Origin of the sequence: Mesorhizobium sp. Cs1321R2N1, from assembly GCF_037179725.1 — a bacterium.
Taxonomy (GTDB): Bacteria; Pseudomonadota; Alphaproteobacteria; order Rhizobiales; family Rhizobiaceae; genus Mesorhizobium; species Mesorhizobium salmacidum.
On record NZ_JAPYKP010000030.1, the window covers coordinates 1 to 13,697 of the forward strand.

Here is a 13,697-nt window from a genome sequence, read left to right on the forward strand (position 1 = left end):
AAGAAGCACGCCGCCGCGCACCGCAAGCCGCTGAGTTGACGACCGCCGACGAGGAGGAAGGGGCCAAGCCGAAGCGGGCGACCGCCGGTGCACCGGTGCGCCGCCTGGTCACGCCCGAAGTGGCACGCCCGGCCAAACCCACCAAGAGCGAGGAAGACCGCCGCCGTGGCAAGCTGACACTGAATTCCGCGTTGTCCGACGAGGATGCGCGGGCCCGTTCGCTGTCGTCGATGCGTCGCCGCCAGGAGAAATTCAAGCGCGCGATGCACAATGAACCGCGCGAGAAGGTCATGCGCGAAGTGATCCTGCCCGAAACCATCACCATCCAGGAATTGGCGCAGCGCATGTCCGAGCGTGCTGTCGACCTGGTCAAGTACTTCATGAAGCAGGGCCAGATTCTGAAGCCGGGCGACGTCATCGACGCCGATACGGCCGAGCTGGTGGCCACCGAATTCGGCCACACGGTCCGCCGCGTCGCCGAGTCCGATATCGAGGAAGGCCTGTTCAACATCGCCGACCGTCCGGAAGACCTCGTGTCGCGTCCGCCGGTCGTCACCATCATGGGCCACGTCGACCACGGCAAGACGTCGCTGCTCGATGCGATCCGCAATGCCAATGTCGTTTCCGGCGAGGCCGGCGGTATCACCCAGCATATCGGCGCCTATCAGGTCGAGAAGAACGGTCAGAAGATCACCTTCATCGACACGCCCGGCCACGCCGCCTTCACGGCGATGCGCGCCCGTGGTGCCCAGGCCACCGACATCGCCATCCTGGTGGTGGCGGCCGACGACAGCGTGATGCCGCAGACGATCGAATCGATCAGCCATGCCAAGGCGGCCGGCGTTCCGATCATCGTGGCGATCAACAAGATCGACAAGCATGACGCCGATCCGCAGAAAGTGCGCTCGGAACTCTTGCGTCATGAAGTCTTCGTCGAATCGATGGGCGGTGAAGTGCTGGACGTCGAAGTGTCGGCGACCAAGGGCACCAATCTCGACAAGTTGCTCGAAGCGATCCTGCTGCAGGCCGAAATCCTCGACCTCAAGGCCAACCCCGACCGCACCGCCGAGGGTGTCGTCATCGAAGCGCAGCTCGACAAGGGCCGTGGTCCCGTCGCCACCGTGCTGGTGCAGACCGGTACCTTGATGCCGGGCGACATCCTTGTCGCCGGCAACGAATGGGGTCGCGTGCGCGCGCTGGTCAACGATCGCGGCGATCAGATCAAGGAAGCGCCGCCGGCAATGCCGGTCGAGGTGCTCGGCCTTCAGGGAACCCCGCAGGCCGGCGACCGCTTCGCCGTGGTCAACAACGAAGCCCGTGCCCGCGAGATCACCGAATATCGCCAGCGTCTGGCGCGCGAGAAGGCGGTGGCCAGGCATGCCGGCCAGCGCGGCTCGCTCGAACAGATGATGTCGCAGCTGCAGACGAGCGGGTTGAAGGAATTCCCGCTGGTCATCAAGGGCGACGTGCAGGGTTCGATCGAGGCGATCAATGCTGCCCTGGACAAACTCGGCACCGATGAAGTGCGTGCGCGCATCGTCCATTCCGGCGCCGGCGCCATCACCGAAAGCGACGTCTCGCTGGCGGAAACATCGGGCGCGGCGATCATCGGCTTCAACGTGCGCGCCAATGTGCAGGCGCGTGCCGCGGCCGCGGCCGCGGGCATCGAGATCCGCTACTACTCGATCATCTACAACCTGGTGGATGATGTGAAAGCGGCTCTGTCGGGCCTGCTGTCACCGGAGCGTCGCGAGACCTTCATCGGCAATGCCGAGATCCTCGAGATCTTCGACATCACCAAGGTCGGCAAGATCGCCGGCTGCCGTGTCACCGAAGGCAAGGTCGAACGTGGCGCGGGCGTACGCCTGATCCGCGACAACGTCGTCATCCACGAAGGCACGCTAAAGACCCTGAAGCGCTTCAAGGACGAGGTTTCGGAAGTCCCTGGCGGCCAGGAGTGCGGTATGGCCTTCCAGAACTACGAGGACATGCGCGTCGGCGATATCATCGAGTGCTTCCGCGTCGAGATGGTGACCCGCACACTCTGAGTTCGAGTGGCTCGTCGATACCGGGCGGTGGTCGAAAGACCGCCGCCTCAGTGCTATTGAGAATGACCGTTTGAGACATGCGGCCCGGTCCCATCCCGCGCCTCACGCTTTCAGGATTGAGAAAAATGCCCCGTTCCACGACATCAAGTCCATCCCAGCGCATGCTGCGTGTCGGCGAGCAGGTGCGCCATGCGCTCTCCGAAACCTTGCAGCGTGGCGAGATTATAGACCCGTTGATTGAAAACTCGGTTGTTTCGGTCTCCGAAGTGCGCATGTCGCCCGATCTCAAGATCGCCACCGCCTTTGTTTCTCCGCTCGGCGCCAAGGACGCCGACGCGGTGATCGAGGCGCTGAACAAGCATGCCAAGTTCGTGCGCGGCCGCGTCTCCGGCGCGCTCAGGCAGATGAAGTACATGCCGGAATTCCGCTTCCGGCTGGATACGTCCTTCGACAACTTCGCCAGGATCAACGATCTGCTGAAATCGCCTGAAGTGGCGCGCGATCTGGATAGCGACGACAATAAGGAAGAAGAATAATGGCGCGTCGCGGCAAGAAAAAGGGCCGGCCGGTCTCCGGCTGGGTGGTCCTGGACAAGCCGGTCGGCATGGGCTCGACCGAGGCCGTGTCCAAGATCAAATGGCTGTTCCAGGCCGAAAAGGCCGGCCATGCCGGTACGCTCGACCCTCTTGCCTCCGGCATGCTGCCGATCGCGCTCGGCGAAGCCACCAAGACCGTGCCCTACGTGCAGGACGGCGCCAAGGTCTATCGTTTCACCGTTGCCTGGGGCGATGAGCGTTCCACCGACGATCTTGAAGGGCCGGTGACGAAGAGCTCCGAGCTGCGTCCGGCGGAAGCCGAGGTGCGGGCGCTGCTGCCGAAATACACCGGCGTCATCATGCAGACGCCGCCGCAATTCTCGGCCATCAAGATTGCGGGCGAGCGCGCCTACGACCTCGCCCGCGAAGGCGGGACGGTCGACATACCCGCGCGCGAGATCGAGATCGGCCGGCTCGATATTGTCGAGCACAAGCCGGACCAGACGATTTTCGAAGTCGAATGCGGCAAGGGCACGTATGTGCGTTCGCTGGCCCGCGACATGGGCCGCGACCTCGGTTGCTTCGGCCATATCAGCGAACTGCGCCGGGTCGAGGTCGAGCCGTTCACGCCGGAGGATTTCGTCACCATCGCCGAACTCGAGGCCGCCCGCTTCGGCGCGCAAGGCGAGGACAAATCGGACCCAGAAGCAGATCCTGCTGACGCGGTGGAAGTGCCGATCGATTTTGACGCCATCGACGGGCTTCTCGTCGACACGTCAGCGGCGCTCGACTGTCTGCCGCAGATCGCCATCAGCGATGACGCGGCGACAAAGATCCGCCTCGGCAATCCGGTCATCATCCGTGGCCGTGACGCACCGGTGGAGGCGGAAGAGGCCTGCGCGACGTCACGCGGCAAGCTGGTCGCCATCGGCGCCATTGAGCAAGGCATGTTCAAGCCCAAGCGGGTCTTTGCCGGGTGATGCCACTCATCTAATGTCGGTATGACATTGCGGCAGGGGCTTCCATGGCAAAGGCTGACACGGTTAAAAAGCGCGCGCCGGTGAAGACGAGGCGGCCGCCTGTCGGCGCCTCGCCCGGCACGCTGATCGCCGATCCGGCCGCGCGGCGCTCCGAATTGCGGCTGACCCTGATCTCGCCGCAGAAGTTCAAGACGATCGACAATGCCAGCATCGACGATATCGAGGTCAATTGCCGGAAATGGCCCGTCATCTGGCTCGATTGCACCGGCCTCGCCAACATCCAGTTGATCGAGGACATCGGCCGCATCTTCAGCCTGCATCCGCTGGCGCTGGAGGATGTGGTCAATACCGGTCAGCGGCCGAAAGTCGACTTCTTCGAGGATCACGCCTTCGTCGTCATGCGCATGATCGACGATGTCACGTCGCATCGCTACGAACAGATAGCTCTCTTCCTCGGCGAGAACTTCGTCGTCACCTTCCAGGAACGCGAGGGCGATCCGTTTAATCCGGTGCGCAAGCGCATCGAGAGTTCGGCGCCCAACCGGTTGCGCACTCGCGGCGCCGACTATCTCGCCTACGCGCTGATCGACGCCATCGTCGACAGCTATTTTCCGCCGATCGAGGCTGCCGGCGATCTGGTCGACAGCATCGAGGACCAGATGTTGCATTCGACGCACAAGCACCAGATGCGGCAGCTGCACGAATTGCGGCGCGATGCCAACGTCCTGAAAGGCGTGCTGTGGCCCATGCGCGATGCGCTGGCGACGCTGATCCGTAACGACGTGGCCTATGTCGGAGCCGAGACCAAGGTTTTCCTCAACGACACGCTCGACCATTCGCTCAGGCTGATCGAACTGGTCGAGACCCAGCGCGACATGCTGACCGGCTTGATCGAAATGCACCTGTCGCTGAGCCAGGCCCGCACCAACGACGTCATCTCCTATCTCACCATTGTATCGGTCATCTTCATGCCACTCACCTTCCTGGTCGGCATCTGGGGCATGAATTTCGACCCCGCGAGCTCGCCATGGAACATGCCGGAGCTGAAGGCGTACTACGGGTATCCGTTGTCGCTGCTGTTCATGGCTGCCGTCGCTGTCGGGCTGATTGCATTCTTCAAATGGAAGAAATGGCTTTGACTGGGATTAAACCTGCCATTTGAGCGTCAAAAGCCGGCTTGTGAATTGGGCTGGTGTTTTTCGGGAAATTGCACTATATGCGCCGCAGCATAGCGCCTTGACGCTTTGCATGCACGGCCCCTGCTGGACGACATCCCGGCTGTGGGCGACCCGTTTCCTCAAACAGATAAGGAAAAACACGATGTCGATTACTGCCGAGCGCAAACAGGAATTGATGGGTGAATTCGCAACCGCCAAGGGCGATACCGGGTCTCCGGAAGTCCAGGTAGCCATCCTTTCCGAGCGCATCAAGAACCTGACCGACCATTTCAAGGACCACAAGAAGGATAACCATTCCCGCCGTGGTCTGCTCGCTCTCGTGTCCCAGCGCCGCAGCCTGCTTGATTATCTCAAGCGCAAGGACGACACCCGCTATCAGACACTGATCGAGAAGCTCGGTCTGCGCCGTTGACGAATTGACCGGCGGACTTTCCCAGGGAAGTCCGCCGGTCACGCATTCTGCCAGTCGTATCGGCTGGCCAGACCCGGTTTCGAGCGTGCAGAGGGCCACTCGAAACCGCCCATGGACGGTCATGGGGCAGGATTGCAGGACGCTCGTGCGCGCTCGTCGCGCTTAAATCATCCGAGCTTCCCGTTGTCTTGCCCGTGGCTGCCCGAGAAAGGAAGCCAGGGAAAGGGCATCCGCGCACCGTGAAACGGCGCGCCCCTTTCCGCTTATTAAGGACAAGACATGTTCAATCACCACAAAGTGGAAATCGAATGGGGCGGCCGTCCGCTCATCCTGGAAACCGGCAAGATCGCGCGCCAGGCCGACGGCGCGGTGCTCGCCACCTACGGCGAGACCAAGGTTCTCGCCACCGTCGTTTCGATGAAGGAGCCGAAGCCCGGCCTCGACTTCTTTCCGCTGACCGTCAACTACCAGGAAAAGACCTATGCCGCCGGCAAGATCCCGGGCGGCTATTTCAAGCGCGAAGGCCGTCCGAGCGAAAAGGAAACGCTGGTTTCCCGCCTCATCGACCGACCGATTCGCCCGCTCTTCGCCGCCGGTTACAAGAACGACACCCAGATCGTCGTCACCGTCGTCCAGCATGACCTCGAAAATGACCCGGACATCCTGTCGATCGTTGCCACCTCGGCCGCTCTGACGCTCTCCGGCGTTCCGTTCATGGGCCCGGTCGGCGGCGCCCGCGTCGGTTACATCAACGGCGAATATGTGCTGAACCCGCATGTCGACGAGATGCAGGAATCCAAGCTCGACCTCGTTGTCGCCGGCACCGCCGACGCCGTGCTGATGGTCGAGTCGGAAGCCAGGGAACTTGGCGAAGAGCTGATGCTCGGCGCCGTCATGTTCGGCCACAAGGGTTTCCAGCCGGTCATCGACGCCATCATCAAGCTGGCCGAAATTGCCGCCAAGGAGCCGCGCGACTTCACCGCGCCGGATTATTCCGCGCTTGAGGCCGCGATGCTGAAGATCGTCGGCGACGAGCTCAGCGATGCCTACAAGAACATCGACAAGCAGAAGCGTTATGCCGCCGTCGACGCTGTCAAGGCGAAGGTCAAGGCAGCGTTTGCCCCCGCCGAAGGCGAAGACGCCAAGTACACCTCCGAACAGATCGGCTCGGTGTTCAAGGAGCTCCAGGCCAAGGTCGTGCGCTGGAACATTCTCGACACCGGCTCGCGCATCGATGGCCGCGACCTCAAGACCGTGCGCAAGATCGTCTCCGAAGTCGGCGTCCTGCCGCGCACCCACGGCTCGGCGCTGTTCACCCGCGGCGAGACCCAGGCGCTGGTCGTTGCCACGCTCGGCACCGGCGAGGACGAGCAGTATGTCGATTCCTTGACCGGCATGTACAAGGAGAAATTCCTCCTTCACTACAACTTCCCTCCCTACTCAGTCGGTGAGACCGGCCGCATGGGGTCGCCCGGCCGCCGCGAAATCGGTCACGGCAAGCTCGCCTGGCGCGCCATCCGTCCGATGCTGCCGAGCGCTGACCAGTTCCCCTACACGCTGCGCGTCGTCTCGGAGATCACCGAGTCCAACGGTTCGTCGTCGATGGCTACCGTCTGCGGTACCTCGCTGGCGCTGATGGATGCCGGCGTGCCGCTGGCCAAGCCGGTCGCCGGCATCGCCATGGGCCTGATCAAGGAAGGCGAGCGCTTCGCCGTGCTCTCCGACATCCTTGGCGACGAGGATCACCTCGGCGACATGGACTTCAAGGTTGCCGGCACCGAAGGCGGCATCACCTCGCTGCAGATGGACATCAAGATCGATGGCATCACCGAAGAGATCATGAAGATCGCCCTCGGCCAGGCCAAGGACGGCCGCCTGCATATCCTCGGCGAAATGGCTCATGCTCTGACCGGCGCCCGCCCCGAACTCGGCGAGTTCGCGCCGCGCATCGAGGTCATGCACATCCCGACCGACAAGATCCGCGACGTTATCGGTTCGGGCGGCAAGGTCATCCGCGAGATCGTCGAGAAGACCGGCGCCAAGATCAACATCGAGGACGACGGCACGGTGAAGATCGCTTCCTCGAACGCCAAGGAGATCGAGGCGGCGAAGAAGTGGATTCACACCATCGTTGCCGAGCCGGAAGTCGGCGAAATCTACGAAGGCACGGTCGTCAAGACCGCCGACTTCGGCGCCTTCGTCAACTTCTTCGGTCCGCGTGACGGCCTCGTCCACATCTCGCAGCTTGCCAACGACCGGGTCGCCAAGACCTCGGACGTCGTGAAGGAAGGCGACAAGGTCTGGGTCAAGCTGATGGGCTTCGACGAGCGCGGCAAGGTCCGCCTGTCGATGAAAGTCGTCGACCAGGCCACCGGCAAGGAAATCGCGCGCGAGAAGAAGACAGAAGGCGAAGAAGACGCCGCCTGAGCGATCTGACGGCAAATGAGGCGGGCGCGGCTTGGGTCGCGCCCGTTTTTGTTTATGGAGCACGGCTATGTCCGCTGAAGCGCTGAAGACGCTTTTTCATCCGTTCGATGCCGAGGCTCTTTCCCCACCGCGCAAGGGCGAGCACATCCTCTTCATTGGCGCCGAACGCGGCCTGCGCTTGCCGCCGGCTTTCGAGGCCACGCTCAATCTCGTACAGGGCTTCCGTCCGTATTTCCGTGCGTTGCAGGCGGCGGGCTTCACGGTCACGCCGCAATCGACCGGCGACCGTTTTGATGCCTCGCTCGTGCTCGCCGGCCGCCATCGCGGTCAGAACGAACTGCGCATCGCCGAGGCTTTCGAGCGCGTGGCCGAGGGTGGGTTGATCGTCATTGCCGGTGGCAAGGAGGATGGCATCGCCAGCCTGCGCAAACGCGTCGGCGATCTTGCGCCGCTTGATGGCCACATGCCGAAATATCACGGCATCGCCTTCTGGCTGCGCCGCCCGGCCGACACGCAAGCTGCCGCCGCGCTTCGCGCCGCCAATCCCGCCTTGCTGGTTGGGGAGCGGTTCCACACCGCACCCGGCATGTTCTCCTTCGATCGTGTCGATGCCGGTTCAAAACTGCTGGTCGAGAACTTGCCCGGTGATCTGCGTGGCAGTGCCGCCGATTTCTGCGCCGGCTGGGGCTATGTGGCGGCGGAGATGGCTGCCCGCTCGCCGGGCTTGTCAGCCCTCGATCTTTACGAGGCCGATTTCGATGCGCTGGAGGCGGCCAGGGGCAATCTCGGCAATACCGTGGCGCAGGGCTTCTTCTGGATGGATCTGCTCGCCGAGCCTGTCGAGCGCCGTTACGACGTCATCGCCATGAACCCGCCCTTCCATCGCAGCCGTGCGGCGGAGCCGGAGATCGGTGCCGGCATGATCCGCGCGGCAGCCAAGGCCCTGAAGCCCGGTGGACGCCTGTTCATGGTCGCCAACCGGCAGCTTCCTTACGAGCCGGTGCTGTCGGCCGCCTTTGCCAGTCATGCGGAGCTTGCCCGCGACGGCATGTTCAAGGTGTTTGCCGCGCGCAGGTAATGCGGAGCTGCGGGTTATCAATGCAGGTTGGGGACGCGCCTCATGTCGTCGGCGACATGCCCGTCGCCAACGCTGATCTTGAGCGGTGCTGGCCGGCCGAACAGGTAGCCCTGCACCACCTCGCAGCCGGCGGCCCGCAGCAGCGTCGCCTGGCTTTCGGTCTCGACGCCTTCGGCGATGATGCTGACGCCGAGCGCCCGCGACAGCCCGACAATGGTCGACACGACCGCGCCGGAGCTGGCATCCGTATCGATGCGGCTGACGAAGGAACGGTCGATCTTCAGCTTGCCGAACGAGAAGTCGATCAGATAGCTGAGATTGGAATAGCCGGTGCCGAAATCATCGACGGCGACCGAAATGCCCATCTCGGCAAGTTCTTTCAAGATGATGGCCGCGCGGTCGCGGTCCTGCATCATCGCCGTCTCGGTGACTTCCAGTTCCAGCCGTGACGGCTTGATGCCGGTGGCCCGCATCGTGTCGCGCACAATGCCGACGAAGTCCTTGGTCATGAACTGGACCGGCGAGATGTTGACGGCGACGAAACAGTCGTCAGGCAGATGGCGGGCATCGCTGCAGGCCTTGCGCAGCACCCATTCGCCGATCGGGTTGATCATGCCGGTCTCCTCGGCGATCTGGATGAACTCCATCGGCGGGATCATGCCGCGTTCGGGGTGCTTCCAGCGGATCAACGCCTCGTAGCCGACGATGCGGCCGGTCGGGAGGTCGAGCTGCGGCTGATAGTGCAGGTCGAAATCGCCGCGTTCAAAGGCGCTATGCAGCTCGGATTCGACCCATTGGCGATGGTCGGCCACGCGTCCCATCTCGCTGTCGAAGACCGACCAGTTGCCAACCCCTCTGGCACGCGCATTCTGCAGCGCCAAGTTGGAGCGCCGCAGGATAAGGACCGGATCGATACCGTCCTTGGGCATCGCCACGATGCCGACCGACAGGCTCACCGATTGCTGGTGGCTGCCGAGTTCATACGGCTCCATCATCTCGTCGATGAGCCTCTCGACCATGCTTTCCAGGGTTCCCTGGATCAGATGGTCCGGGAGCAGCACCGCGAACTCGCCGGCCCCGATGCGGCCGATCAGGGCGCGCGCGGGCACGCAGTCGTGCAGCCGCCTGGTGAAGGCGCGGATCAGTTCATCGCCCTGGGTATAGCCGATAGCGTCGTTGATCTGCTTGAACCGGTCAATGTCGATGTCGATCAGGAACACCGGTTCCCCGGTGCGGCTTGTCGCGCATGCCGCCTCGGCGATCTTGCCGACCATGGCCGGGCGCGCCAGCAGTCCGGTCAGCTTGTCGAAATGGGTTTCGTTGAAGACGAAATCGGCCGATTCATCGATGCCGGCGAAGAAGGACATTGCCGCCACCGATGCCGCCAGCGCGCAAAGCGCGGCCATGACCGACACCATCATATCAGCCGATATGCCGGCAAACCCGTCGCCGAGACCGTGCTTCAGGCCCCAGATGCCGAGGACGAAACTGCCAATGCCCGAACTTGCTATCGTGAGCAGTCGGAACACGGGTGTTCGCTTCGGGTTGCTGATGCCAGGCATGAAAAGGTCCCCAGATGGGGAGCTCTATAGCGGAATCCTCTTAAAATGAGTTTCCGCGAATGAATCCAATTTTACTGGAGAGGATTATTTTCTTTACTGGCAAAGGACCCCACTTGGGGGACGCTTCAGTCGCGCCCGCCATCCGTCTGCTTCAACTCATCGAGTGTCGGCATTGAGACGATATGATAGCCGGAATCGACATAGTGGATTTCGCCGGTGACACCGGAAGCAAGGTCGGACAGGAGATAGAGCGAGGAGCCGCCGACCTCGTCGATCGTTACGGTCCGGCGCAATGGCGAGTTGCGCTGCTGGTAGGAGAACATGTGGCGCGCGTCAGAAATGCCGGCGCCGGCCAGTGTGCGCACCGGACCGGCCGAGATGCCGTTGACCCGGATGCCGCGTGGGCCGTAGTCGTTGGCGAGGTAGCGCACGCTGGCCTCGAGCCCAGCCTTGGCGACCCCCATGACATTGTAGTTCGGCATGACGCGGACCGAGCCGGCATAAGTCAGCGTGATCATCGAGCCGCCGGCAGTCATCAGCGGCGCGGCGTTGCGCGCCACTTCGGTGAAGGAATAGCAGGAGATCACCATGGTGCGGACGAAATTGTCCCGGCTGGTGTCGGCATAGAGGCCTTTCAATTCGTTCTTGTCTGAAAAGCCGATGGCATGGACGACGAAGTCCAGTCCGCCCCACGCGTTGCCGAGCGTCTCGAACGTGGCGGCGACCGAAGCGCTGTCCTCGACGTCGCAGGGAACGACCAGCGAAGCGCCGAGCTTGTCGGCGAGCGGCTTGACGCGGCGGCCGAAAGCCTCGCCCTGATAGGTGAAGGCGAGTTCCGCCCCATGTTCGGACAATTTCCGGGCGATGCCCCAAGCAATCGAATGATCGTTGGCGACACCCATGACAAGCCCACGCTTGCCCTTCATCAATCCGTCCATGGCCGGCAATCCTAATATAAAAAACTTGGCCTTATGCGGAATAGCGCTGGAAAACGAGCGTTGCGTTGGTGCCGCCGAAACCGAAGGAATTCGACAGAACGGTGTCGATCCCTGCGTTGTCTATGCGCTTGCGCACGATCGGCATGCCCTCGAATTCCGGATCGAGCGTCTCGATATGGGCGCTTTCGCCGATGAAGCCGCCTTGCATCATCAGGATCGAATAGATGGATTCCTGCACGCCTGCCGCGCCCAGCGAATGGCCGGTCAGCGACTTCGTCGACGTGATGAACGGCATCTTCTCGCCGAACACTTCACGGATCGCGCCCATTTCCTTGGAATCCCCGACCGGCGTCGAGGTGCCGTGAGTGTTGATGTAGTCGACCGGCGTGGAAACCGTCGCCAGCGCCTGGCGCATGCAGCGGACCGCGCCTTCGCCCGAGGGCGCGACCATGTCGAAACCGTCCGAGGTCGCGCCATAACCGACGATCTCTGCGTAGATCTTGGCGCCGCGCGCCTTGGCATGTTCCAGCTCTTCCAGCACCAGCACGCCGGCGCCGCCGGCAATGACGAAGCCGTCGCGATTGGCGTCATAGGCGCGCGATGCGGTCGAGGCCCTGTCGTTGAACTTCGACGACATGGCGCCCATGGCGTCGAACAGGTCCGACATCGTCCAGTCGAGATCCTCGTGGCCGCCGGCAAAGACCATGTCCTGCTTGCCCCACTGGATCAGCTCGTAACCATTGCCGATGCAATGCGCCGAGGTCGAGCAGGCCGAGGAGATCGAATAGTTGACGCCATGGATCTTGAACCACGTGGCCAGCGTCGCCGACGCGGTCGACGACATCGCCTTCGGCACCGCGAAGGGACCGATGCGCTTGGGGCTGCCGTTCTTGAGCGTGGTTTCGGCCGCCTCGACGATGGTGCGGGTGGAGGGGCCGCCCGAACCCATGACGATGCCGGTGCGCTCATTGGTGATGTCGCTCTCGCCGAGACCGGCATCCGCGATCGCCTGGTCCATGGCGACGTGATTCCAGGCCGCGCCCTGGCTCAGGAAGCGCATCGCGCGGCGGTCGATCATGGCGGAAGGGTCGAGCGTCGGCGCGCCCCAGACCTGGCAGCGGAAGCCATGCTCGGCAAAGGAATCGGAAAAGCTGATGCCGGATCTGGCGTCATGCAGCGAGGTCTGCACCTCGTTGGCATTGTTGCCGATCGACGACACGATGCCGAGGCCTGTGACTACGACACGTCTCATTCGCAACTCCTTCCAGGGATGCTGGCCAATGGGCGGGCCAGGGCTGCGGTCAAGCGACCGCCGACTGCTTTGACAGGCCGACCTTCAGGTCCGTCGCCGCATATATGGGCTCGCCATCCGCCTTCATCCAGCCATCAGCGATGCCGAGCACCAGCCGGCCGCGCATCACACGCTTGAAATCCACGCCATACTCGACCTTCTTGACCGACGGCGTGACCATGCCCTTGAACTTGACCTCTCCGGTCGACAGCGCCATTCCCCTGCCGGGTTCGCCAAGCCAGCCGAGATAAAAACCCGTCAATTGCCACAGGGCGTCCAGGCCGAGACACCCAGGCATGATCGGATTGCCGATGAAATGACAGGCAAAGAACCACAGGTCGGGCTTGATATCGAATTCCGCGCGGATGAAACCCTTATCGAAGGCGCCGCCGGTCTCGCTGACCTCGGTGATACGATCGAACATCAGCATCGGCGGGTAGGGCAGCTGGGCATTGCCCTCTCCGAACAGCTCGCCGCGGGCGCAGGCCAGCAATTCTTCGTAGTCGTAGCTGGATTTCGAACCCGCCATCAATTTCATCCCCATATCGTCCGGGCGGTAGCGCCCTTGTCGTTGGTGTCCTAACACAATCTGTTTCAGGCCGGAAACCGGCGTTTGCGCTTAACCCGCCAGTCAGCCCGGGTCAATGCGCGCTATTGATCGCATTCGGGCGACAGAATATATGTCAACAGGGGTCCGGTTTCGGCAGACATTCATCTTTTTGCCATTCTGGGCATGTCTTGAAGCGGGACTGTGAGTTTGGACGACCAGATGGACCGGGGCCGCCGGAAGGAAAATGTCGCTGTGGACAAGCGGGTACGTGAAGCCGGCCTGAGGCCGACGCGTCAGCGCATTGCGCTGGCCGACCTGCTTTTCGCCAAGGGCGATCGCCATCTGTCGGCTGAGGAACTGCACGAGGAGGCGCAGGCCGCCGGTGTGCCGGTATCGCTGGCGACCGTTTACAACGCGCTTCACCAGTTTACCCAGGCGGGGCTGCTGCGCATCCTCGCCGTCGAGGGTTCCAAGACCTACTTCGACACCAATACCTCCGACCACCACCATTTCTATATCGAAGGCGAAAACAGGATATTCGACATCGCCAACGGCCCGGTCACGGTCACCAACCTGCCGGACCCGCCCGAAGGCATGGAAATCGCCAATGTCGATATCGTGGTGAGGCTGCGTCCCAAGCGTCCGGAATGACCGGCGTGGCAGGAATAATCGGTCTGGCCAGGGTAATCAGCCAGGC

At 62.6% G+C, this 13,697-nt stretch carries 12 protein-coding genes; 8 read left to right on the forward strand and 4 right to left on the reverse strand.

The annotated features are described in order from the left end of the window. From infB to O7A61_RS10895, 7 genes are all read left to right on the forward strand, one after another. Positions 1 to 2,048 (forward strand): translation initiation factor IF-2 (gene infB, locus O7A61_RS10865; RefSeq protein WP_337129779.1); only part of this gene is annotated, 2,048 nt, incomplete at its 5' end. A 125-nt stretch (positions 2,049 to 2,173) separates the two neighbouring features. Continuing rightward, positions 2,174 to 2,584 carry a 30S ribosome-binding factor RbfA gene (rbfA, locus tag O7A61_RS10870; RefSeq protein ID WP_027142034.1) on the forward strand — a complete coding sequence of 137 codons (411 nt, stop codon included), beginning with the start codon at positions 2,174 to 2,176 and terminating at the stop codon, positions 2,582 to 2,584. Then, positions 2,584 to 3,564, forward strand: coding sequence for a tRNA pseudouridine(55) synthase TruB (gene truB / locus O7A61_RS10875; protein ID WP_337129780.1), 981 nt, complete (start codon positions 2,584 to 2,586; stop codon positions 3,562 to 3,564). Before rbfA ends, truB begins: the two co-directional genes overlap by 1 nt. A gap of 44 nt (positions 3,565 to 3,608) precedes the next feature. Beyond that, on the forward strand, positions 3,609 to 4,703 hold the full coding sequence (corA, locus tag O7A61_RS10880; RefSeq protein ID WP_337129781.1) for a magnesium/cobalt transporter CorA: 1,095 nt from the start codon (positions 3,609 to 3,611) through the stop codon (positions 4,701 to 4,703). Positions 4,704 to 4,812: 109 nt separating this feature from the next. Continuing rightward, a complete protein-coding gene (gene rpsO / locus O7A61_RS10885) occupies positions 4,813 to 5,154 on the forward strand; it encodes a 30S ribosomal protein S15 (protein WP_280940095.1) in 342 nt (113 codons plus the stop codon). Positions 5,155 to 5,433: 279 nt separating this feature from the next. After that, the gene (gene pnp, locus O7A61_RS10890) at positions 5,434 to 7,581 is read left to right on the forward strand and encodes a polyribonucleotide nucleotidyltransferase (protein WP_337129782.1); all 2,148 of its coding nucleotides are present in this window, start codon (positions 5,434 to 5,436) and stop codon (positions 7,579 to 7,581) included. 67 nt (positions 7,582 to 7,648) lie between these two features. After that, a complete protein-coding gene (locus O7A61_RS10895) occupies positions 7,649 to 8,659 on the forward strand; it encodes a class I SAM-dependent methyltransferase (RefSeq protein ID WP_337129783.1) in 1,011 nt (336 codons plus the stop codon). A 17-nt stretch (positions 8,660 to 8,676) separates the two neighbouring features. On the opposite strand, the gene O7A61_RS10900 is transcribed toward O7A61_RS10895, so the two are convergent. The 4 genes from O7A61_RS10900 to fabA all read right to left on the reverse strand — a co-directional run bounded on the left by O7A61_RS10900 (position 8,677) and on the right by fabA (position 12,979). Further along, positions 8,677 to 10,221: a putative bifunctional diguanylate cyclase/phosphodiesterase gene (locus O7A61_RS10900; protein WP_337129784.1), complete on the reverse strand. Its 1,545-nt coding sequence runs from the start codon at positions 10,219 to 10,221 to the stop codon at positions 8,677 to 8,679. A gap of 125 nt (positions 10,222 to 10,346) precedes the next feature. Continuing rightward, a complete protein-coding gene (gene fabI, locus O7A61_RS10905) occupies positions 10,347 to 11,159 on the reverse strand; it encodes an enoyl-ACP reductase FabI (protein WP_337129785.1) in 813 nt (270 codons plus the stop codon). A gap of 31 nt (positions 11,160 to 11,190) precedes the next feature. After that, positions 11,191 to 12,411: a beta-ketoacyl-ACP synthase I gene (gene fabB / locus O7A61_RS10910; RefSeq protein ID WP_027142025.1), complete on the reverse strand. Its 1,221-nt coding sequence runs from the start codon at positions 12,409 to 12,411 to the stop codon at positions 11,191 to 11,193. Positions 12,412 to 12,460: 49 nt separating this feature from the next. Beyond that, entirely contained in the window at positions 12,461 to 12,979 is a 519-nt protein-coding gene (fabA, locus tag O7A61_RS10915) for a 3-hydroxyacyl-[acyl-carrier-protein] dehydratase FabA (protein ID WP_027142024.1), read from the reverse strand. Between the two features lie 240 nt (positions 12,980 to 13,219). On the opposite strand from fabA, the gene irrA reads away from it, so the two are divergent. Beyond that, positions 13,220 to 13,651, forward strand: coding sequence for an iron response transcriptional regulator IrrA (irrA, locus tag O7A61_RS10920; protein ID WP_337129815.1), 432 nt, complete (start codon positions 13,220 to 13,222; stop codon positions 13,649 to 13,651). Positions 13,652 to 13,697: the final 46 nt, after the last annotated feature.